Annotated in this window: 20 protein-coding genes; 14 read left to right on the top strand and 6 right to left on the bottom strand. The window is 71.8% G+C overall.

Annotated features, from left to right (window positions below; all coding sequences use genetic code 11):
• The first annotated feature begins 443 nt into the window (after nt 1-443).
• Genes ssd through C1A38_RS12120 form a run of 7 tightly spaced genes read left to right on the top strand, consistent with a single transcriptional unit; the run spans nt 444 to nt 5,720 of the window.
• Nucleotides 444-1,541 (top strand): septum site-determining protein Ssd, encoded by a 1,098-nt coding sequence (gene ssd, locus C1A38_RS12150; protein WP_102657943.1) that lies wholly within the window; start codon nt 444-446, stop codon nt 1,539-1,541.
• The gene (locus C1A38_RS12145) at nt 1,538-2,788 is read left to right on the top strand and encodes a TadA family conjugal transfer-associated ATPase (protein WP_102657942.1); all 1,251 of its coding nucleotides are present in this window, start codon (nt 1,538-1,540) and stop codon (nt 2,786-2,788) included. The genes ssd and C1A38_RS12145 overlap by 4 nt, the downstream gene beginning before the upstream one ends.
• Nucleotides 2,785-4,062: a type II secretion system F family protein gene (locus C1A38_RS31355; protein ID WP_199180184.1), complete on the top strand. Its 1,278-nt coding sequence runs from the start codon at nt 2,785-2,787 to the stop codon at nt 4,060-4,062. The genes C1A38_RS12145 and C1A38_RS31355 overlap by 4 nt, the downstream gene beginning before the upstream one ends.
• A complete protein-coding gene (locus tag C1A38_RS12135; protein WP_102657941.1) occupies nt 4,062-4,814 on the top strand; it encodes a type II secretion system F family protein in 753 nt (250 codons plus the stop codon). The genes C1A38_RS31355 and C1A38_RS12135 overlap by 1 nt, the downstream gene beginning before the upstream one ends.
• Before the next feature lie 32 nt (nt 4,815-4,846).
• Nucleotides 4,847-5,005, top strand: a complete 159-nt coding sequence (locus C1A38_RS12130) for a DUF4244 domain-containing protein (protein WP_013731057.1) — start codon at nt 4,847-4,849, stop codon at nt 5,003-5,005.
• A gap of 47 nt (nt 5,006-5,052) precedes the next feature.
• A complete protein-coding gene (locus tag C1A38_RS12125; protein WP_486348001.1) occupies nt 5,053-5,370 on the top strand; it encodes a TadE family type IV pilus minor pilin in 318 nt (105 codons plus the stop codon).
• Nucleotides 5,367-5,720 (top strand): Rv3654c family TadE-like protein, encoded by a 354-nt coding sequence (locus tag C1A38_RS12120; protein ID WP_102657939.1) that lies wholly within the window; start codon nt 5,367-5,369, stop codon nt 5,718-5,720. Before C1A38_RS12125 ends, C1A38_RS12120 begins: the two co-directional genes overlap by 4 nt.
• A gap of 89 nt (nt 5,721-5,809) precedes the next feature.
• Here C1A38_RS12120 and C1A38_RS12115 read toward each other — a convergent pair whose 3' ends face one another.
• The 4 genes from C1A38_RS12115 to C1A38_RS12100 all read right to left on the bottom strand — a co-directional run bounded on the left by C1A38_RS12115 (nt 5,810) and on the right by C1A38_RS12100 (nt 9,863).
• Entirely contained in the window at nt 5,810-6,226 is a 417-nt protein-coding gene (locus C1A38_RS12115; protein ID WP_233196782.1) for a hypothetical protein, read from the bottom strand.
• Between the two features lie 185 nt (nt 6,227-6,411).
• The gene (locus C1A38_RS12110) at nt 6,412-6,990 is read right to left on the bottom strand and encodes an LURP-one-related family protein (protein WP_013731061.1); all 579 of its coding nucleotides are present in this window, start codon (nt 6,988-6,990) and stop codon (nt 6,412-6,414) included.
• Between the two features lie 92 nt (nt 6,991-7,082).
• Complete coding sequence (locus C1A38_RS12105; RefSeq protein WP_013731062.1) at nt 7,083-7,289, bottom strand: hypothetical protein; 207 nt, start codon at nt 7,287-7,289, stop codon at nt 7,083-7,085.
• A 126-nt stretch (nt 7,290-7,415) separates the two neighbouring features.
• Entirely contained in the window at nt 7,416-9,863 is a 2,448-nt protein-coding gene (locus C1A38_RS12100) for a DEAD/DEAH box helicase (protein WP_102657970.1), read from the bottom strand.
• A gap of 142 nt (nt 9,864-10,005) precedes the next feature.
• On the opposite strand from C1A38_RS12100, the gene C1A38_RS12095 reads away from it, so the two are divergent.
• The 6 genes from C1A38_RS12095 (at nt 10,006) to topA (ending at nt 18,126) form a co-directional block, all read left to right on the top strand.
• Complete coding sequence (locus C1A38_RS12095; RefSeq protein ID WP_013731064.1) at nt 10,006-10,347, top strand: STAS domain-containing protein; 342 nt, start codon at nt 10,006-10,008, stop codon at nt 10,345-10,347.
• Entirely contained in the window at nt 10,347-10,781 is a 435-nt protein-coding gene (locus C1A38_RS12090) for an ATP-binding protein (protein WP_013731065.1), read from the top strand. The genes C1A38_RS12095 and C1A38_RS12090 overlap by 1 nt, the downstream gene beginning before the upstream one ends.
• Nucleotides 10,782-11,106: 325 nt before the next feature.
• On the top strand, nt 11,107-13,488 hold the full coding sequence (locus tag C1A38_RS12085) for a sodium-translocating pyrophosphatase (protein WP_102657937.1): 2,382 nt from the start codon (nt 11,107-11,109) through the stop codon (nt 13,486-13,488).
• Between the two features lie 120 nt (nt 13,489-13,608).
• A complete protein-coding gene (locus C1A38_RS12080; RefSeq protein WP_043722676.1) occupies nt 13,609-14,151 on the top strand; it encodes a hypothetical protein in 543 nt (180 codons plus the stop codon).
• Nucleotides 14,142-14,930 carry a hypothetical protein gene (locus C1A38_RS12075; protein WP_102657936.1) on the top strand — a complete coding sequence of 263 codons (789 nt, stop codon included), beginning with the start codon at nt 14,142-14,144 and terminating at the stop codon, nt 14,928-14,930. Before C1A38_RS12080 ends, C1A38_RS12075 begins: the two co-directional genes overlap by 10 nt.
• A gap of 376 nt (nt 14,931-15,306) precedes the next feature.
• Nucleotides 15,307-18,126, top strand: coding sequence for a type I DNA topoisomerase (gene topA / locus C1A38_RS12070; RefSeq protein WP_102657935.1), 2,820 nt, complete (start codon nt 15,307-15,309; stop codon nt 18,124-18,126).
• A gap of 60 nt (nt 18,127-18,186) precedes the next feature.
• On the opposite strand, the gene C1A38_RS12065 is transcribed toward topA, so the two are convergent.
• Entirely contained in the window at nt 18,187-19,500 is a 1,314-nt protein-coding gene (locus C1A38_RS12065; protein WP_102657934.1) for a D-arabinono-1,4-lactone oxidase, read from the bottom strand.
• 222 nt (nt 19,501-19,722) lie between these two features.
• On the opposite strand from C1A38_RS12065, the gene C1A38_RS12060 reads away from it, so the two are divergent.
• The gene (locus tag C1A38_RS12060) at nt 19,723-20,367 is read left to right on the top strand and encodes a TetR/AcrR family transcriptional regulator (protein WP_013731073.1); all 645 of its coding nucleotides are present in this window, start codon (nt 19,723-19,725) and stop codon (nt 20,365-20,367) included.
• 91 nt (nt 20,368-20,458) lie between these two features.
• On the opposite strand, the gene C1A38_RS12055 is transcribed toward C1A38_RS12060, so the two are convergent.
• Nucleotides 20,459-21,667, bottom strand: a complete 1,209-nt coding sequence (locus C1A38_RS12055; RefSeq protein WP_102657933.1) for an amino acid deaminase/aldolase — start codon at nt 21,665-21,667, stop codon at nt 20,459-20,461.
• Nucleotides 21,668-21,759 lie beyond the last annotated feature (92 nt).

Below are 21,759 nucleotides of genomic sequence, written 5' to 3'. Positions count from 1 at the left end.
GGATGGTGATGCCTGGTGGCCGGGGAGGTCCGGGTACGTCGACAGTGCGGGCCTGACCGGTGTCGCCGAGATGGCGAGGCGCGTCAGCGGCATGGTGTCCGAGTCGGGGTCGGGCAGCCACGGGCCGATCCGAAGACGCGGTTGCCTGCTTGCGTGGTCGTGATCTGGCGGCTGAGTCATGACCCCGATCCGGCGAGGGTTTGCCGTCTCGCCGACGACAGAGGAAGTCGATTATGCGTGGTGGGCATCACTCCCGTCACGGGGGTATGACCGAAGTGGACGGTCTGTGAGCATCCGCGTACGCATAGCAGATCAACGAGCGTTGCGGGCGTTGTCCACAGAAGCGTTTGTTGTCCACAGGGCAGGCGTTCGGGGCGGCGTTCGTCGCACCACGGGAGGCAAGGTTCGGCCCAGCGAACCCGCGCCGACCGTTGGAGGCCGCGATGCCGTCCCGTACCTCCGTTCCACCGCACCGGCGACCACCACTGGTGGTCACCGCCGACGGTGACCTGCTCGACGACCTGCTCCGGCTCGCTGCCGCGGGTGACGTCGAGGTGGAGGTCGCCGCCGATCCGGCAGCCGCCCGTACCCGATGGCAGCCGGCCCCGCTGGTGCTTGTCGGTGCCGACCAGGCGCAGCCCTGCCTGCGGGCGCGGCTGCCCCGACGCTCCCGGCTGGTGCTCGTCGGTCGGGCCGAGGACCTTGATCCCGGGTGGCAGGTCGCCGACCTGCTCGGCGCGGAGCATGTGGCCGTGCTGCCGGCGGCCGAGCCGTGGCTTGTCGACCGGTTCGCCGAATGCGGCACCGACGGCACTGCTCAAGCCCGGGTCGTCGCCGTGGTGGGTGGGCGCGGCGGAGGTGGAGCAAGCATCCTGGCGGCCGGGCTCGCGGTTACCGCCGCCCGGGGGCGGCTGCGGACCCTGCTGCTCGATGCCGATCCACTCGGCGGCGGCCTCGATCTGGTGCTCGGCTGGGAGCAGTTGGAAGGGCTGCGGTGGCCGGCGCTGTCGGGCGCCGACGGGCGGGTCGATCCACCGGCACTGGTGCGGGCGCTGCCGAGCCGAGGTGACCTGGTGGTCCTCTCCTGGGACCGGGGTGATCCGGTGGCCGTGCCGGCCGAGGCGATGGCCTCCACCCTGACTGCTGCTCGGCGTGGTCGGGATTTCGTCGTCGTCGACCTGCCCCGACAGTTCGATGATGCGGCCGTCACCGCCATGCAGGCGGCCGATCGGGTGTTCGTGGTGGTGCCGGCCGAGCTTCGGGCGACGGCCGCCGCGGCGCGGGTGGTGGCGGTGGCCGCGCCGAACTGTCAGGACCTGTCGGTCATCGTCCGTGGGCCTGCTCCCGGGCGACTTCGTGCAGCGGAGGTGGCTCGGGCACTCGGGCTGCCACTGGCCGGGACGCTCCGTCCGGAGCCGGGACTGTGCCGCGGGCTTGAGCGGGGCGAGGCCCCGGCGGCTGACGGACGCGGCCCGCTCGCGGAACTCTGCCAGCGGATCGTCGCCGACCTGACCGGCCGAACGGTTGCGGGTGCGGCATGACCGGGCAACCGTTGGCGGCCCGGGTCCGGCAGCGAATCGCCGCAGCCGCGACGCCGGTCACCCCGGCCACGATCGTCTCGGCGGTACGCGCCGAGGCCGACACTGCCGTCCTCGGTGACACCGCGCTGCTGCGGATGGCCGACCAGGTGCGCGACGACCTGGTGGGTGCGGGCCCGCTGGCCCCGCTGCTGGCCGACCCTGAGGTCACCGACGTGCTGGTCAACGGCGTTCGGGTGTGGGTCGACCGAGGGCAGGGGCTGCATCAGGTTCCGGTGCCGGTGGGCACCGTGGACGACGTCCGTCGGCTCGCCCAGCGCCTCACCGCCGGTGCCGGTCGCCGCCTCGACGACGGCTCGCCCTGCGCCGACGCGCGGCTGGCTGATGGCACCCGGCTGCACGCCGTACTGCCGCCGGTGGCCACCGACGGCCCCTACCTGTCGCTGCGCACCTTCCGGCAACGGCCGTTCAACCTGGATGAGCTTGTCGCTCAGGGAGCTGTTCCTCGTCCGGCTGCCGCGGTGCTCGCCGCCGTCGTCGCGGCCCGGCTCGCCTACCTGGTGATCGGTGGAACCGGGTCCGGCAAGACGACCCTGCTGAACACGCTGCTCGGCCTGGTGCCGAGCACCGAGCGGATCGTGCTGGTCGAGGACGCCGCGGAGCTGCGGCCGTTGCATCCGCACGTGGTGGGGTTGCAGGCCCGTACCGCGAACGTCGAGGGGCAGGGCACGATCGGCCTCAGTGAGCTGGTCCGGCAGGCGTTGCGGATGCGGCCGGACCGCCTGGTGGTCGGTGAGTGTCGCGGTGCCGAGGTGGTCGACCTCCTCGCGGCACTGAACACGGGCCACGACGGTGGTGCCGGGACACTGCACGCCAACGCTCCGTCGGACGTACCGGCCCGGTTGGAGGCGCTCGGGTTGCTCGGCGGGTTACCCCGTCCGGCGTTGCATGCCCAGCTGGCGGCAGCCCTGCAGGTGGTGGTCCAGATCCGGCGTACTGCGCAGGGGCGAGCCCTGGAGTCGATCTGCCTGCTGCTGCCCGAGGGGCCTGAGCGGCTGGTCAGGGCGGTACCGGCCTGGGTTCGGGGCCGCGGTGTCGGCCCGGCGGGACCGGCGTTGGCCGCCCTGATTCGCAGCCGGGACGTGCCGGTGCCGCCGATCCTGAACGAGCCCTGGCCCGGATCAGCGGGGCCGGACGAGCACCTCGCGGCGACGCCGCGGGACGACACGCAGCCCGGAGCGTCGAGATGAGCGGCCTGTCCTGGTGGATGCCGGCGCTGCTGGGCCTGATCACCGTCGTGGCGCTACCGGTTCGCAAGGTGGTGGTCCGGAAGCTTCGCTCGCGCCGGGTGGACGGCGACGAGGCGCTCGTCGACTGGATCGTCGCCCTGCGCAAGGCCGACGACGCGCCGATCACACAGCCATCCGTGGTGCGACCCGCCGGTCTCGACTGCGCCGTACGCGAGCGGGCCGTTGCCCGCGCATCGACCACCGGACCATCGGCCTCGACCCGGCCGCCGCAATGGCGTGGAAGCCGGCGTCCGTCGACCTCAAGCCGTACGCCCTTCGTGCCGAACGGCTCCGGCCTGGAATCTGCTGGCCCGACGGACGATGGCTCCGAGCGCGGGTTGCGGCCGGGGTCGAGCCCGCCGATCTGGCCGGTGTCGAATCCGCCGACGCGGCCGGTGTCGGGCCCGCCGAGCCGGTCGAGCCCGCCGAGCCGGGCGGCGGCGATGCGGGCGGACACCACCGGAGTGTCCCGCTGGTCGACCTTGCAGCCGCGCTATCTGCTCCTTCTTCTGCTGCTCGGCTCCGGGGTCGCCGGACTGCTCGCCGGGCCGGTGGCGGCGGTCGCCTGCGGCGGGTACGGGGCGCTGGGCTTGCGGGCGTGGCACCGGCGTGGCGCGACGGTGCTCCGGGTTCGGGTACGGCGGGAACGACTGGACCAGCTGTGCGCACTCGCGGCGGACCTGAGGGCCGGGCTGCCGGTGCCGGTTGCGGCAGAGGCATTGGGGCTCGTCCGCCCGGTGTCGACAGTCCGTCGGGAGTTGGCGGCATCGGCGACCGGGCAGACGGCAAGGGCACAGCGCCTGGACAAGCCGGCGTTGCCTGACCCGGTGCTGCCTGGAAGCAGCACCTCGACGGGTGATCTCTCCGAGTCGGCTGGCCGCCTCGCTGCGCCGGACCGTCCTGGGCAGTTGGCCCAGGCGGCGGTGCGGCTCGCGGATCGTACGGGGGCACCGCTGGCCGACCTGATCGAGCGGATCGAAGCCGACGCCCGCTCGGCCGACCGGGCAGTGGCCGCCGCTGCCGCGCAAGCGGCCGGAGCTCGCGCGACGGCCTGGCTGTTGGCTGCCCTGCCGTTGGGCGGCATCGCCCTGGGCTACGGCATCGGAGCTGACCCGCTTCAGGTTCTGCTGCACACCCCGATCGGTGGCGCGTGCGCGGTCACTGCCATCGCCTTACAGGTGGTCGGGCTGCTCTGGGCGGACCGCCTCGGCACGGTGCCGGACGGAGGAAGCTGATGTCAGGTACCGCCCTGGCAGCAGGTTGCCTGGCCTGCGCCGCGTTGCTCGCCGTGATGGCCGTCAGCCGACGCCGACCCCGGCGACGACTACGCCGGTTGACCGGTCACGACCCCGCCACCGTCGACCGGGCACCCGCCCGTACACCCACCAGCCGCCGACTGGACCGCATCCGCCTGGCCGCTGCCCTGGCCGGGGTGGCCGTGGCGGTACTGGTCGAGGGATGGCCGGGCGTGGTGGCGGCGCTGGTCACCGCGGTGCTGCTGGATCGGCAGCTGCGGCGGATCGAGCCGCCCGCCGTCCGGAACCGGCGGCTGCGGGCCGCCGCGGATCTGCCGTTGGCCGCCGATCTGATGGCGGCGACCCTGCGGGCCGGCGCACCGGTGGAGCGTTCGGTGATCGCGGTGGCCGACGCGCTCGGCGGCCCGTTGGCCGACCGACTCCGGCGGGTCGGTCGGACGCTGCAACTCGGCGGGCTGCCGCAGGAGGCCTGGGCGCATCTGGCGGAGGTGCCGGGCGGGCAGCGGATCGCCACCGCCGCCGTTCGCTCGGCAAGCAGCGGGGCCGCCCTGGCCGGGGCCCTGGTGCGACTCGCCGATGACCTGCGCGCCGACCGGGTCACCACGATCGAGGCGGCCGCGCGCCGCTCGGGTGTGCTGATCGTGCTGCCCCTGGGCCTGTGCTTCCTGCCCGCCTTCATTCTCGCCGGCCTGGTGCCGGTGATCGTCGCCGTGCTCGGCGACGTGCTGTGAATCCATAGAGAAGGGACGACCAAGTGCGCAAAATGCTCGCCCGCCTGCGCGGGGACGCCGGCATGAACACCGCCGAGTACGCCGTCGGGACGCTCGCGGCAGTGGCCTTCGGCGGCATCCTGCTCAAGGTACTGACCTCCGACAGCGTCCAGTCGGCGTTGGCGGCCGTCATCGACCGGGCGCTGAAGTGACCGGGCGCCGGCTGGCCGGTCGTGACCGAGGCTCGTTCACCGCCGAGATGGCGGCCGGTCTGCCGGCGCTGCTGCTGTTCCTGCTCACCGGCCTGACCGCCGTCAACGCGGTCGGCACCAGGTCGGCCTGTCTGGATGCGGCCCGGGAGGCGGCGCTGGCCGCCTCCCGGGGCGAGGACGGCACACGCGCCGGCAACCGGTACGCACCACCGGGTGCGTCGGTCACCGTGGTGGTGGAGGGCGATCTGATCCGTACGACGGTCCGCGCCCCGGTACGGGTTCTCGGCGGTGACCTTCCGGTGATCACCGTGGTGGGTGGGGCCGTGGCGGTCGCCGAGCCGGGCGTACCGGAGCCGCAGTCGTGAGGACCGACCGGGATCGTGGCGGGGCCACCATCTGCCTCTTGGCGGCGGGGCTGGTGTTCGTCCTGGCCGGCCTGTTCGGTGCCGGCGTCGGTGCCGCCCGGATGGCTCGCCAACAGGCCCGGGTGGCCGCCGACTTCGGTGCCTTGGCCGGTGCCGCCCGGGCCCTGCAGGACGAGCCGACGGTGTGCAGCCGGGCTGCCGAGATCGTCGCCGCGAACGGTGCCCGGTTGGTGCGGTGTCACCTCGACGGGCTGGACGTCCTGGTCACCGCCGAGTTGACCGTGGAGCCGCTGCCCGGGCTGCGCCGGGTCGCCACGGTGACCTCCCGAGCCGGGCCGCTGCGCGGCTGATCACCAACACGCCGACGACCATCCTGCTGCCAGGCCAGCCGCCAACGCGAACAGCCTGCGGAAGCCACGATCGCAGGCTGGGGAAGGGGTCAGCTCAACCGGCTGAGAGCGTCGGTGATGGCCGTACGGAGTTGGTTGCCGTACTCGTCTGCCGGTAACGCGACGACGTGTTCGGCCGCTCGCTCGAAGGCGGCGCGTGCGGCACCGGGATCGCCCAACCGTTCGTGCGCCATTGCCACGCTCACGTGCAGCGACGGGTACAGGGCGCTGACTGCGGTATCACCGACCGCATCGGCCTGCCGCAGGGCCTCCTGGTTCCAGCGCAGGACCTCCTCGGGGTCGTCCTGTTGCCGGGCCAGGTAGTGCGCCGCCACGCAGGCGTCGTAGCTGTCGGTACGCCTGGACCAGGCCTGCTCGAACAACGCCCGCGCGTCGGCCGGTCGGCCCTCCGCCTCCGCCCGCATCCCGTCCTGGCACAGCTTGAGCACCGGATTGTCGAGGTCCATCATCGCTCCCGTTGATCGTCACCTGGCTGACGCGACGATCCTCAGGTCTCAACCAACATGAGAATCAAGCGGCAGCGTCCCCGAGGCACGACGGGGCGGGTGCCGGGGCGACTCCTTCGGCGCGCAGCCGCGACCGGGCAATTCGCCCGGGACTGTGCGCGGCGAAGGAGTCGCCCCGGGAACGGTCAGCGGCTCTGGAGGGCGTCCAGCGCGATCGCCATGGCGATCACCAGGCGACGGTCGATCTGCGGGTGCTGGATCTGGACCACGTAACGGTCGCGCAGACCCCACTTCTTGATCACCGAGAAGACCGGCTGACCGCCGGCGACGAAGTCGAAGTGGTACGGCAGCCAGGACAACGAGTCGACGAAGCGGCGCAGCAGGGCCACCGGCATGCTGCGTTCCTGGCCGGTGACGGCGGGCAGGCCCGCCTGCTCGACATGCCAGGTGGACCGGAGCAGCGACTGCGCGAAGTCCTTGCGGAACAGGCCGATCGGGTTGCCGGCGTGGTCGGTGACGTCGTACGTGGCGGCGAGGTCGAGGCGCTGTCGGGCCTTGAACCCGAGCAGCGGATGCTGCTTCGAGTCGTCGGTGTAGATCGTCACCTGCTCCTTGAAGGCGAGCCGCTTCTGCTGGGCGAACGCCAGCAGGCCGCCCTCGGTGCCGTCCGGGGCCACGCTGTGGACCTCGTACTGGTTGACCATGAGACGGATGCGTTGGCGGACGTGGAACTGGTGCTGCGACTGCAGGCTGTCGAGCTGCATGAAGTCTCCTCAACTCTGATGCGCCGGAGTGTCGCACAGCCCGGCAACGGCGGCACTGAGCGGGCACGACGCGGGCGGCGCTGAGGGGCGGCTCAGCGAATCCCGTCGACGGTCGACCGGTGCGTCGCGTTGGTGAGCAGCTGCTGGATGCTGCGCAGCCGTTCGTTGATCTGATCCAGCCGTTCGGCCTGCGCCAGGGTGGCGAGCGCCGTGCTCAGGGCGATCTGCTGATCGACGCTGAGCTTCTCCTGGTCGATGGTGTAGAGCAGGTCGACGGTCTCGGCGATGGTGTCGGCCACGGCCCCTCCTCACGTACGCGGGCGAACAGCGAACAGCGAACAGTGAACAGCGAGCGCAGCCCAACGAGCATCGATGGAAGCGCTCCCACCGTTCTTGCCCGTACGCCCGGGGTTTTATGCCTGGTGTCAGTGCGGCAGGTTGTTCAGCACCACGTCGAGCACCCGGACGGCGCCCGGCTTGGACAGCGGGTTGTTGCCGTTGCCGCACTTGGGTGACTGCACGCATGACGGGCAGCCGGCTTCGCAGCCGCACTCGTCGATGGCGTCACGGGTGGCCTTGAGCCAGGCGGCGGCGGTGCCGTACGCCCGCTCCGCGAAACCCGCCCCGCCCGGGTGACCGTCGTAGACGAAGACCGTCGGCGCCTCGGTGTCCGGGTGCACCGCGGTGGACAGCCCACCGATGTCCCAGCGGTCACAGGTGGCCAGCAGCGGCAGCAGCCCGATCGCGGCGTGCTCGGCGGCGTGCAACGCCCCCGGCACGTCGGCCGGATCCACGCCCGCCTCGGCCAGCGACTCCGGCGAGAGGGTGAACCAGACCGCGACGGTACGCAACTCCCGGGTCGGCAGGTCCAGCGGCCGGGTGTCGATCACCTCGCCGGTGGCGATGCGTCGCCGCTGGTACGACACCACCTGGCTGGTCACGTCCACCTCGCCGAGGAACAGCCCGACCGGCCCGGCGTCGACGTACGAGCGCACCGACACCACCGACAGCGAGGTGACGTCCCGCGCGTGGGTGGACCAGTCCGGCTCCTCGGGGTGGACCAGCGCGCAACTGTCCTCCAGGTCGAGGGAGTCGACCACGTAGGACACCCCCTGGTGCAGGTAGACCGCGCCGGGGTGCAGCAGGAAGTGCGACGAGCCGCCGTCGACGGTGCCGAGCAGCCGGCCGGTCGCCGCCTCCACCACGCAGACCGGGGCACCCCCCTCGCCGCGCAGATCCACCTCGGGCCGTTCCCGGTGCCGCCAGTACCAGCCGGTCGGCCGCTGCCGCAGCGCACCCGCCTCGACCAGCGCCTCGACCGTTTCCTTCGCGCTGTCGCCGAAGAGTTCCAGATCGGCGGCGGTCAGCGGGGCCTCGGCCGCCGCGCAGGCCAACTGCGGCCCGAGCACGTACGGATTGGCCGGGTCGAGCACGGTGGCCTCCACCGGCGTCCCGAAGAGCGCCTCCGGATGGTGCACCAGATAGGTGTCCAGCGGGTCGTCCCGCGCGACAAGCACCGCGAGGGCTTCCTGCCCGGAGCGTCCGGCCCGGCCGGCCTGCTGCCACAGCGACGCCCGGGTGCCCGGGTACCCGCAGATCAACACCGCGTCCAAGCCGACCAGGTCGACGCCCAGCTCCAAGGCATTTGTCGAGGCGAGGCCGAGCAGGTCGCCGTGCAGCAGCGCCCGTTCCAGCGCCCGCCGTTCCTCGCGCAGGTAGCCGCCGCGGTAGGCGGCCACCCGGTCGCCGAGCCCGGGCACCGCCTCGTCGAGGCTGCGCCGGGCGCTGGTCGCCACCACCTCGGCGCCCCGCCGGGACCGGACGAACGCCAGCGTCCGTACGCCGGCAGCGACGCTGTCCGCGAGCAGGTCGGCGGTCTCCCGCAGCGCCGACCGACGGACCTGGGTGAGGTCGCCCGGCTCGGCGTCGGGACCGGGCGGCGCGGTAGGTCGGGGGGCGTCCGGAGCACGGCGCGGCGCGGGCGCGGCGGTGGTGGGTGACGACGCGGACGCCTCGGCGGGCAGCAGCGGCGGTTCCCAGAGCGCGAAGGTCACCCCGGCCCGGGGCGAGGTGTCCTCGGTGACCGCCGTCACCGGCAGGCCGACCAGTCGACCGGCCGTCGCCGCCGGATCGCCCGAGGTCGCCGAGGCCAGCACGAACGTGGGGCCGGCGGTGTTGCCGTACCGGGCGCACTGGCGGCGCAGCCGACGCAGCACGTGGGAGACGTGCGAGCCGAACACGCCCCGGTAGACGTGACACTCGTCGATCACCACGTACCGCAGCCGGCGCAGGAATCCCGACCACTGCGCGTGGCCGGGCAGGATGCCGTGGTGCAGCATGTCCGGGTTGGTCAGCACGAACCGGGAATGCCGTCGGATCCACTCCCGCTCGGCGCGGGGGGTGTCACCGTCGTAGCAGGCCGGGCGTACGCCCTCGATCTCCAACTCGGCGACGGCGCGCAACTGGTCGGCGGCGAGCGCCTTTGTCGGCGCCAGGTAGAGCACGGTGGCGCGGGCATCGGCGAGCAGGGTGGCCAGCGCGGGCAGTTGGTACGCCAGCGACTTGCCGGAGGCGGTGCCGGTGGCGACGACGACGTGTCGCCGGTCGTGGGCCAGCTCGGCCGCCTCGGCCTGGTGCCGCCAGGGCGCGCTCACCCCGCGTCGGGCGTACGCGGTGCGCAGTTCCTCAGGGGCCCAGCCCGGCCACGGTGCCGGCGTCCCGGCCCGGGACGGCACCCGTTCGACATGGGTGACCGGATCGGTGGCGTGCCGTCGCCGCAGCTGGCGTAGCAGGTCGCCGGGCGCGGTGGCCGGAATCGGGGCGGGGCCCGGCTCACGGTCCCGGCCGGCGGATACGCTGGCTGCCGAGGTCACGTCCTGCACTCTCGCACTGGTGTTCGGAAATGGGAAATTGACCCACCGGTGCGGCGAGTCCGGCCCCCGGTGAGTCGTCGGGAGGCCTCGGGGGTAGTGGTTAGATGCCCAATGAGCTTACGGCCGCGTCGAGGGAGGACCGATGGAGCTGTCGCTGGCGACCCGCACCGTGGGCGAGCACACGGTGCTCGAGGTCGGCGGTGAGGTGGATGTCTACACCGCCCCTCGGCTGCGCGAGCGGCTGCTGGAGTTGATCGACTCCGGTGCCCGGCACGTGGTGGTCGACCTGGGGCGGGTCGACTTTCTCGACTCCACCGGGCTGGGCGTGCTGGTCGGCGCGCTGAAGCGACTGCGGACCGCCGACGGCACCTTCTCCCTGGTCTGCGACAAGGAGCCGCTGCTCAAGATCTTCCGGATCACCGCGTTGGACCAGGTGTTCCCACTGCATCCCACGGTCGAAGCAGCGACCGGCGCCGGCGCGTGATGGCGACGGTACGGCTCTCCTTCTCCCCGGCGCCGGTGCACGTGCGTACCGCTCGCCTGGTCGGGGTGGCGGTCGCCCGGCGGGCCGGGGTCCGCGAGGATCTGCTCGACGAGGTACGCCTGGCCATCGGTGAGGCGTGCACCCGCGCGGTCGCCCTGCACCGCCAGTACGGAGTGGCCGAACCGGTGCTTGTGGAGATGTCCGACTCCGGGACGTACGCGGTGCGGGTGGTCGACCGGGCGCCGATCGAGGCGAGCATCGGCCTGGCCGCGCTCGATGCCGACCAGTTGGCAAACGAGTCGCTCAACGAGGACGACCTCACCACCGGGGTGGGCTTCGCCCTGCTCGCCGGTTTCGTCGAGGACCTCCAGGTGCGCCCGGTCGACGACGGCATCGGCACCGAAGTCCGGATGGTCTGGCCGCTGAACCGCTAGCCGAACTGATTCGCTGACGCCGCCGCCTTCCCTGAGCAGGGAATGCGGCGGCTTCGTCATGGATCCGGCCCTATATCAGATTCCGCCCCATAACACAGCGACGAAGATCATCGCGGCGCGCCGCCACCTCGCTGTGACCTCGGACACTGCGGAGGGCTAGAGTACGCGGGTTGTCAGCAAGTGATCCCTCGGACAACCAGCGCGGCTGGGCCTGGCGGCGCGGGTCCACCGGGGGTGGCTCAGCGCGCACTTGCGAAATTCGCATCCAGGCGCAGGTCGGTGCGTCTCCACCGGCCGGCGCGTTGTTCGGCACAGGAGGACACAGATGTCCGACAGCTTGGCCGCCGAGGGCGGCGGCGCGATCTCCCTCACCGGAGCCAATGTCACGTACGTCGTCATCGCTGCGGTGATCGCGCTGGTAGCGCTCGCCTTCGCCGCCGCGTTGACGAAGGCCGTGCTGGCCGCCGGCAAGGGCACCGAGAAAATGCAGGAAATCTCCGGGGCCGTGCAGGAGGGCGCTTCGGCCTACCTGATCCGGCAGTTCCGGACCCTGGCGATCTTCGTGGTGATCGCCGTAGTACTGCTCTTCCTGCTGCCGGTGCACCAGACCGACGGCAGCGAGACCGCGGTGAAGATCGGCCGTTCGCTCTTCTTCGTGGTCGGTGCGCTGTTCAGCGCCTTCATCGGCGGCGCCGGCATGTGGCTGGCCACCCGGGCCAACCTGCGGGTGGCCGCCGCCGCCCGGGAGCGGGAGGGCGGCCGGGAAGCGGCCATGAAGATCGCCTTCCGGACCGGTGGTGTGGTCGGCTTCCTCACCGTCGGGCTCGGCCTCTTCGGTGCCGCGCTGGTGGTGCTGATCTTCCGGGGTGACGCGCCGACGGTGCTGGAGGGCTTCGGCTTCGGCGCCGCGCTGCTGGCCATGTTCATGCGGGTCGGCGGCGGCATCTTCACCAAGGCCGCCGACGTCGGCGCCGACCTGGTCGGCAAGGTCGAGCAGGGCATCCCCGAGGACGACCCGCGCAACGCGGCCACCATCGCCGACAACGTCGGTGACAACGTCGGTGACTGCGCCGGCATGGCCGCCGACCTGTTCGAGTCGTACGCGGTCACGCTCGTCGCCGCGCTGATCCTGGGTCGCGCCGCCTTCGGCACTGACGGCCTGGTGCTGCCGCTGATCATCTCCACCATCGGTGTGCTGGTCGCCATCATCGGCGTCTTCATCACCAAGCTGCGGGCCTCCGACCGCAACGGTCTGACCGCCATCAACCGGGCCTTCTACCTCTCCGCGCTGATCTCGGCGGTGCTGGTCGGGGTGGCCACCTTCGCCTACCTCCAGCCGTCCTGGGCCGCGCAGCTCGGCGACGACTGGCGGACCGCGCTCGGCGTGGACGGCGGCGACCCGCCGTTCGGCCCGCGTGGTGTGGTCATCGGCGCGGTCGTCATCGGCATCGTGCTGGCCGCCGCCATCCAGGCGCTGACCGGCTACTTCACCGAGACCAACCGCCGTCCGGTGCAGGACATCGGCAAGAGCTCGCAGACCGGCGCGGCCACCGTCATCCTCGCCGGCATCAGCGTCGGCCTGGAGTCGGCGGTCTACTCGGCGCTGCTCATCGCCGCCGGTGTCTTCGGTGCCTTCCTGCTCGGTGGCGGCTCCATCACCCTGTCGCTGTTCGCCGTGGCGCTGGCCGGTACCGGTCTGCTCACCACCGTCGGCGTGATCGTGGCGATGGACACCTTCGGACCGATCTCCGACAACGCCCAGGGCGTGGCCGAGATGTCCGGCGACATCGACGAGCACGGCGCCCGCACGCTCACCGAGCTGGACGCGGTGGGCAACACCACCAAGGCGATCACCAAGGGCATCGCGATCGCCACGGCGGTGCTGGCCGCGACCGCGCTGTTCGGCTCGTACACCGACACCCTGCGCATCGCGTACGCCGACGCCGGGGTGACCGACGTCGGTGCCGAGATCCTGAACGCGCTGAACGTGTCCAACCCGCAGAACCTGGTCGGTCTGATCATCGGTGCGGCGGTGGTGTTCCTCTTCTCCGGCCTGGCCATCAACGCGGTCTCCCGCTCGGCCGGTGCCGTGGTGATGGAGGTCCGCCGGCAGTTCCGTGAGCTGCCCGGCATCATGGACGGCACGCAGCGCCCGGAGTACGGCAAGGTCGTCGACATCTGCACGCGGGACGCGCAGCGCGAGCTGATGACCCCCGGTCTGCTGGCGATCATGGCACCGATCGCGGTCGGCTTCGGCCTCGGGCCCGGCGCGCTGGCGTCGTACCTGGCCGGTGCGATCGGGGCGGGCACGCTGATGGCGGTCTTCCTGGCCAACTCCGGTGGCGCCTGGGACAACAGCAAGAAGATGGTCGAGGACGGCGCGTACGGCGGCAAGGGCTCCGACGCGCACGCCGCCACGGTCATCGGCGACACCGTCGGTGACCCGTTCAAGGACACCGCCGGCCCGGCCATCAACCCGCTGCTGAAGGTGATGAACCTGGTGTCGCTGCTGATCGCGCCGGCCGTGGTGGCCTGGAGCATCGGCGACGACCGCAACGTCGGTCTGCGGGTCACCATCGCGGTGGTGGCGACGCTGATCGTGGTCGCGGCGGTGGTGTTCAGCAAGCGCAAGAGCATCGCGCTCGACGAGGGCTCCGACAGCGGATCCGGCACCGCGGACCCGCGCCCGGCGGAGATCAAGGCCTGACCCTGCGGTCGGCATCACCGGTCCCCGGGCGGCGACACCGTCGCCCGGGGACCGGTCGTCGCTGCGGGGCGGTCCGCCTGACCGGTGCCGACCGGCAGCGGAGGCCGTACGCTGCAACGCATGCGTACGTGCCGGGCGGACGCCGCCAGAATGCTGACGGTGGTCCTGGCTACGTCGGTTCTGTTGGCGGGCTGTGGGTCCAGCGGTCCCAGTCCCCGGGCGTGGGCCGCCTCGGTGTGTTCGGCGTTGACCCCGTGGCGGGCCGAGATCAGCAAACTGACCAGCAGCACCGACCAGCAGATGACCGCGCAGACCACTCCCGCGCAGGCAAAGGAGAACCTGGTCCGGCTCTTCGGCGGTGCCGAACAGGCCAGTGAGGACGCTCGCCGCAAGGTGGAGCAGGCCGGGGTACCCACGGTCGAGAACGGCGCGGAGATCTCCGAGGGCTTCCGGGCCTCCCTCGCGTCCATGCGCGACGCCTACGGCCGGGCCCGGGCCACGATCGACGGGCTGAGCACCGGTGAGCCCCGCGTCTTCTACGACGGCGTGCAGACGGCGGTGGAGACACTGCAACAGGACTACGACGCCAGCGCGCTGGACACCAGCCGGCTGAACTCGGAGGAGTTGAAGCGCGCTTTCGACGAGGTGCCCGAATGCCATTGAGCGGCTCCGGTGAGACATCGGCGGCGCAACCGCTGCCGATGTCCTTCCCGCTGCCTGCTGCGGCACCACCGACCGCCCGACGCCCCCGCGCACGGGCGGTCGCTTCCGATCCGACCGAGGAGACAACCGCCGGGGAGGCACCGGACGAGGAAACACGGGCCGGGGAGGCGCGGACCCGGGAGACACGGACGCCGGTCGGGGACCGGCAACTGGTCTTCTTCGGCGCGGAGACCGCCGAACCCTCGGTCGCCGACCTCGCCGGCCTGCTCGCCGGGCCCGGCGAGGTGCACCGGATGGGCGGTACCGCCCGGTTGTCGGTGGTGGTGGACGCCGGGTGGCGGGTGCACGTGCTCGTCGCCGAACTGGCCCAGCGCGGGGTCCGGGCCACCTGGACGCCGACCGAGGACCAGCGCTACGCCGTGCGGACCGCGTACACCCGGGCGATCGTGCCGCTCGCGGCCGCGTGGCTGCGCGGCCCGACGCAGCAGCCACCGGCCGGCTTCCAGTTGGACGGCCGGCGGCTGCGGCTCTGGCTCGCCGCGGCCGGGGTGGTCGACCCGCCGGAGATCCTGCTGCACCTCGGGGGCGTCGATCCGGGCCGCTGGTCGGTGGTCGGGGCGGCCCTGATCGCGGCCGGGCTGGTCGGCGAACTTGTCGAACCGGGCGCGGGCGGTCCCGCGTACCGGATCAGCGGTCGACGCCGGGTGTCGCGGCTGGCGGAACTGGTCGGCGAACCGCCACCCGCCGCGCCGCCCGGCGCCTGGCCGGTCCGCGACTGACCGTCCGTGGGTCCCGGCCGGGCCCCAACGTCCCGGGCCTGACCGGCTCCTCGAAGTCCGCCCGGTCCGGACCGGGCGTGCGACAGCTGTCCGATCTGGGACAGCCGGGCGTCAGCGCACACCGGGAGAAACGGCCGGGTTCCACCTCCACCGAGGGGCTGCCATGGTCACAGTGGCACGCTTTAGACCCTACCCAGGGTGTACGGTGACGCCGTTCGGCGTGAGCATGGATCGTCCGTAGCGGATTGCCGCCCGCGAAACCCGAAACACGGACGGCGCGTTACGTTGGACATCCGGACCGCCGGGTATCGGGGGGTCGAGCGTGCCCCGAACCGGACAGGCGCGGCCATCGAGTGGGAATGAGGTCGAAACCGAAGTGCCGAGCAACGCTGGAACCACCCGTCTGGTCATCGTCGAGTCGCCGGCGAAGGCCAAGACGATCTCGGGCTACCTGGGCCCGGGGTACGTCGTGGAGGCCAGCTTCGGGCACGTCCGCGACCTGCCGCGCAACGCCGCCGATGTGCCCGCGAAGTACAAGGGCGAGCCGTGGGCCCGGCTCGGCGTCGACGTGGACAACGGCTTCCACGCCCTCTACGTCGTCTCCGCCGACCGCAAGCAGCAGATCAGCAAGCTGACCAAGCTGGCCAAGGAGGTCGACGAGATCTTCCTGGCCACGGATGAGGACCGCGAGGGCGAGGCGATCGCCTGGCACCTGGTGGAGACCCTCAAGCCGAAGGTGCCGGTCCGGCGGATGGTCTTCCACGAGATCACCAAGCCGGCCATCCAGGCGGCCGTGGCCAACCCGCGCGAGATCGACCGCAGCCTGGTCGACGCCCAGGAGGCCCGCCGCATCCTCGACCGGCTCTACGGCTACGAGGTCTCCCCGGTGCTGTGGAAGAAGGTCATGCCGAAGCTGTCGGCGGGCCGGGTGCAGTCCGTGGCGACCCGGATCGTGGTCGAGCGTGAGCGGCAGCGGATGGCCTTCCGCACCGCCGAGTACTGGGACATCCTGGCCACCCTGGCGGTGGCGAACGCGGGCGAGGGCCCGCGTACCTTCAACGCCACCCTGGTCGCGCTCAACGGCGACCGGATCGCCACCGGCAAGGACTTCGAGCCCACCACCGGCAAGGTGCGCGCCGGGGCGGGCGTCGTCCACCTGGACTCCAGCGGAGCGCGAGGGCTGGCCGCCCGCCTCGAAGGGCGACCGTTCACCGTCACCCGGGTCGAGGAGAAGCCCTACCGGCGCCGCCCGTACGCGCCGTTCATCACCTCCACGCTCCAGCAGGAGGCGGCCCGCAAGCTGCGGTTCTCGTCGCAGCAGACGATGCGCACCGCGCAGCGGCTCTACGAGAACGGCTACATCACCTACATGCGTACCGACTCGGTGAACCTGTCGGAGACCGCCATCGCGGCGGCCCGCCGGCAGATCGTCGAGCTGTACGGCGAGCGCAGCGTGCCGCCGGAGCCGCGCCGCTACACCGGCAAGGTGAAGAACGCCCAGGAGGCGCACGAGGCGATCCGCCCGGCCGGGGACAACTTCCGCACCCCGGGCGACGTGGCCAAGGAACTCTCCGCCGAGGAGTACAAGCTCTACGAGCTGATCTGGCGGCGCACCATCGCCTCGCAGATGACCGACGCGGTCGGCTCCAGCGTCTCGGTGCGGATCCGGGCGACCACCAACGCCGGTGAGGAGGCCGACTTCGGCGCCACCGGCAAGACCATCACCGACCCGGGCTTCCTGCGGGCGTACGTCGAGTCCAGCGACGACGAGAACGCCGAGGCCGAGGACGCCGAGCGTCGACTGCCCAACCTGGTCAAGGACCAGCCGCTGACCGCCGACGAGCTGGCCGCCCAGGGCCACCACACCCAGCCGCCCTCCCGCTACACGGAGGCGTCGCTGGTCAAGGCCCTGGAGGAGCTGGGCATCGGGCGTCCGTCCACGTACGCCTCGATCATGCAGACCATCCAGGACCGCGGGTACGTCTTCAAGCGCGGCCAGGCGATGATCCCGTCGTTCCTGGCGTTCGCGGTGATCGGGCTGATGGAGCGGCACTACCCGCGCCTGATCGACTACGACTTCACGGCCAGCATGGAGAACGAGCTGGACGAGATCGCCGGTGGGGATCACGCGGCTGTCGACTTCCTCACCGCGTTCTACTTCGGCACCACGAACGGTGCCGGCGACCAGGACATCGCCCGCTCCGGTGGGCTGAAGAAACTGGTCACCGAGAACCTCAGCGACATCGACGCGCGCAGCGTCAACTCGATCCCGCTGTTCACCGACGACGAAGGTCGTGAGGTGGTGGTGCGGGTCGGCCGGTTCGGGCCGTACCTGCAGCGGGCGCTGCCCGGCGAGCAGCCCGCCCCGAAGGCGGAGGGCGAGGAGGGCGGCACCCCGGGCGACCGGGCGCCGATCCCCGAGGGCCTCGCGCCGGACGAGCTGACCCCGGAGAAGGTGCACGAGCTGTTCCTCGGCGGTGGGGGCGAGCGCAAGCTCGGCGACGACCCGGCGACCGGCGAGCCGATCCTGCTCAAGTCCGGCCGCTTCGGCCCGTACGTGGCCAGCGGGGACCGCAAGTCGTCCCTGCTGCGCTCGCAGTCACCTGATTCGCTCACCCTCGACGAGGCGCTCAAGCTGCTCAGCCTGCCGCGCCTGATCGGCGTGGCACCGGACGGTGCCGAGGTGTTCGCCAACAACGGCCGCTACGGCCCGTACGTCAAGCGGGGCGACGAGTTCCGTTCGCTGGACTCGGAAGACAAGATGTTCACCGTCACCCTCGACGAGGCGCTGGCCCTGCTGGCCGCCCCGAAGACCCGTCAGCGTCGGGCCGCCGCCCCACCGCTGCGGGAGATGGGTGCCGACCCGCTGACCGAGAAGCCGCTCGTCATCAAGGACGGCCGGTTCGGCCCGTACGTCACCGACGGGGAGACCAACGCCTCCCTGCGGCGAGGCCAGACTCCGGAGGAACTGACCCTGGAGGAGGCCTCCGAGATGCTCGCCGAGAAGCGAGCCAAGGGCCCCGCCCCCAAGAAGACCGCAGCAAAGAAGACCGCAGCCAAGAAAACCACCGCGAAGAAGACCACAGCCAAGGCCACCGCGACCAAGGCCACCAAGGCCACCGCAGCGAAGGCCGCAAAGGCCACCCCCGCCAAGAAGGCCGCCCCCAAGAAGGCCACCTCCGCGCGCTCGGAGTAACCACTGGCGATCTTGGTACGAAAGTGCCCCTCCAAGGGCCGTTTCGTACCAAGATCGGATTCAGCCGAGGAGTGTGGTGAGGTGGGGGGTGGTGAAGGTGTGGTGGGGGTCCAGATGGGTGCGGATGCGCTGGAAGTCCTGCCAGCGGGGGTAGGCGTCGGCCAGGGAGGCGGCGTCGCGCCAGTGGAGCTTGCCCCAGTGGGGGCGGCCGCCCAGCTCGGTCGCCACCTGCTCGAAGGCGCGGAAGTACGGCTCGTAGGGCATGCCGACGTACTGGTGCAGGGCGACGTACGCCGACTCGCGCCCGTACGAGTGGGACAGCCAGATCTGGTCGGCGGCGGTGAAGCGCACCTCGACCGGAAAGAGCACCCGGAACGGCAGGCGGTCGATGATCCGGCGCAGGGCGTCCAGCGCCTCGGGCAGGGCGTCGCGCGGTAGCGCGTACTCCATCTCCACGAAGCGGACCCGGCGCGGGGTGCAGAAAACCGTGTCGGAGCGGCCGGTGTAGATGCGTTCGCTGAGCGCGCGGGCGGAGACGGCACTGATCGTCGGGACCAGGGCCGGCATCGCCCGGCCGAGCCGGCAGGCGCCGGCGAAGACGGTGTTGGCCAGGAAGTCGTCGTCGAGCCAGCCGCGCCAGCGGGGCAGCGGGCGATCGTCGTCGGGCACCCGGTCGTTGACCTTCAGCTGGGCCTGGCTGCTGTACGGGAACCAGAAGAACTCGACGTGATCATGGGTGCCGATCAGGTCGGGCAGGTCGGCCAGTACGGCGTCCAGGGCGGCCGGGCGTTCGTGGGCCCGCAGCACGAAGGCGTCCACGCAGCGCAGCGTCACCTCGACCAGTACGCCGAGCGCGCCGAGCGAGATCCGGGCCGCGTCGAACACGTCGGGGTGCTCGTCGGCGGAGCAGTGCAGCACCTCGCCGGTGCCGGTGACCAGGGTGAGCGCGGCGACGAAGGTGGCCAGCCCGCCGTACGCCGCGCCGGTGCCGTGGGTGCCGGTGGAGATCGCCCCGGCCACCGTCTGCGCGTCGATGTCACCGAGGTTGGGCAGCGCCAACCCGTGACTCGCCAGTAGCGCGTTGAGCTGCCGCAGAGTCATCCCGGCCGGTACGGTGACAAGGCGCCTATCGACGTCCACCTGTACGTCGATGGCGAGTCCGGCCAGGTCCATCCGGCTACCGTCGCCGACCGCGACGGGCGTGAAGGAGTGGCCGCTGCCGACCGGGCGAATCCGGGCACCGGCCTCGGCGGCGGAGCGGACCTGCTCGACGACTTCGGTGACGGTGGTGGGGCGCAGAACCGTCGCCGTGCTGTGCTGGTTGCCGGCCCAGTTCGACCAGGCGATGGCGTCGCTGACGCTGCTTCCCCGCATCGGCGCTCCTTCAGATGGATATGAACCGAGTTCATATCAGGAACGTTGTTCCTGGTAAACACCGCAATCGAGATTCGCTCGTTGTACCGGTAGTCACGAACCGGTGACTTGTAGATATGTTCATCCGTCGAGAGGGGGTGGCGAGTGTCCACTTCAGCCGCCACGACTGGGCCGCTGCGCCGGGTTCCGGTGCAGGGTCGTAGTGTCGCGCGGGTCCAGCGGATGCTGGACGCTTGCGCCGAACTCGTCGACGAGGTGGGGTACGAAGGGCTGACCACCACCCTGCTCGCCGAGCGGGCAGAGGTGGCGATCGGGTCGGTCTATCAGTTCTTTCCGGACAAGCGGGCGATCGTGCAGGCGTTGACGCTGCGCACGATGGAGGCGTACCTCCAGCGGCTCGACGAGCGCTTCGCCTCGGACGACCTGACCCACTGGTGGGACGGGGTCGACGCGGGCATCGACGAGTACATCACCATGCACCGCACCGTTCCCGGATTCCGTACCTTGCACTTCGGCGACGTGGTCGACCTGCATCTGCTCGATGAGCAGCGCGACAACAACGGGGTGATCGCGGACCAATTGGCACGCGTGCTCACCGAGCGCTTCGGCCTCGCCGACGTGCCCGACCTGCAATTCCATCTGGAAATCGCGGTGGAGGTGGCCGACGCGCTGATCAAGCTCGCGTTCCGGCGTACGTCCGACGGCGACGAGCGGGTGCTGGTCGAGGCGAAGGCGCTCATCCGCGACTACCTGCACCGCCAGGTGGACGCTCGGGGCGATGCCGGGCACCGGCCGGTCGTGCAGCCCGCGAAGCCGGCCGACGATCAGATCATCGATTCCGCGGAACCCGCGGCCCAGCCCGCCTGACACCCGCCCTCCCGCCCGGCGCGGCCCTGCGGTCACCCCGCTCCGCCCGCCGAACCCGTCAGGTGCGTACCCCAGCGGCTGGCGGCGGGTTTCACAGGAAGGCGTGGCCCTCGCCCCGGTAGGTCGGCACGGTGGCCACCACCTCGTCGCCGTCCACCAGGTGCAGTTCGTTGACGTGTTCGCACAGCTCGCCCGACTTCGCGTGGCGGAACCAGACCCGGTCGCCGATGCGCAGCGTGGCGGCCGTGCGGCCGGCCAGCGGGGTCTGCACCTCGCCGGCCCCCTCGGTGCCGACCAGCTTGAGTCCGGCGGGCAGCCACGGTCGGGGCAGCCGGCTGCGGCTGGCCGATCCGGAGGCGATCCAGCCGCCGCCGAGCACGGTGGCGAGCCCGGGTGCCGGCCGGCGGACCACCGCACAGGCGAAGAAGGCCGCCGGGGTGGGACGCCAGTCGCGATAGGCGTCGAACAGCGTCGGCCCGTACAGCCCCGATCCCGCGGTGACCTCGGTGACCGCGGGATCGGCGCTTGTCGCGGCCACGCTGCCGGTGCCGCCGCCGTTGACGAATTCCAGGTCGGCGTGGTCGCGCACGGCGGCCACCGCCGCGGCGCGGCGCGCCAGCAGTTCGCGGTACGACCCGCGCTGGGCCAGCCGGATCACCGCGCCGAGCGCCGTCTGTCCGGGTGGCGCGTCGCCGACCCCGGCGATCTGTGCCTCGTACGACATCAGGCCGACCAGCCGGAAGCCGGGCCGGGCGGTGATCGCGGCGGCCAACCGGCCGGCGGCCTGGGCGCTGTGCACCGGTGAGCGGCGGACGCCGACGTGCATCCGGCCGCCCAACAGTCGCCACGAGGCGTCCAGGTCGAGACAGATCCGCAGCTCAGCCCGGCTCCCCGGCGACTGCACTGTGTCGTGGAAGTCCAGCTGATCGGGGTCGTCGACCATCAGGGTGACGGCGGCGGCCAGAGCCGGATCGGCGCCGAGCTCGGCAATCGCGCCCCGGTCGACGGTGGGGTACGCCACCAGCACGTCGTCCGTGACACCGGTACGCACCAGCCAGATCGCCTCGGGCAGGGTGAACGCCATCACCCCGTGCCAACCGGGGCGGGCCAGCGCCCGGGCGATCAGCTCGCGGCTGCGCAGCGACTTGCTGGCGACCCGCAGGGGCTTTCCGCCGGCCCGGTCGACGAGCGCGGCGGAGTTCGCATCGAAGGCGGTCAGGTCGACCACGGCGTACGGGGGATCGAGATGCCGGGTCGCCCGGTCCAGCCGGTGGCGCAGATTCTCGCTGTCGGTGGCCACGTGTGCACGCTAACTGTGAAACGGTGAATGCGAAACACCCTCGCGTCCGGCCTGCGCACCATGAGTTGGCCACAGCGGCCTAGGCTCGGCGG

This window comes from Verrucosispora sp. ts21, assembly GCF_002879555.1.
Classification (GTDB): Bacteria; Actinomycetota; Actinomycetes; order Mycobacteriales; family Micromonosporaceae; genus Micromonospora; species Micromonospora gifhornensis.
The sequence above is the reverse complement of the archived record's forward strand: the minus strand, read 5'-3'. Positions and strand labels throughout refer to the sequence as shown.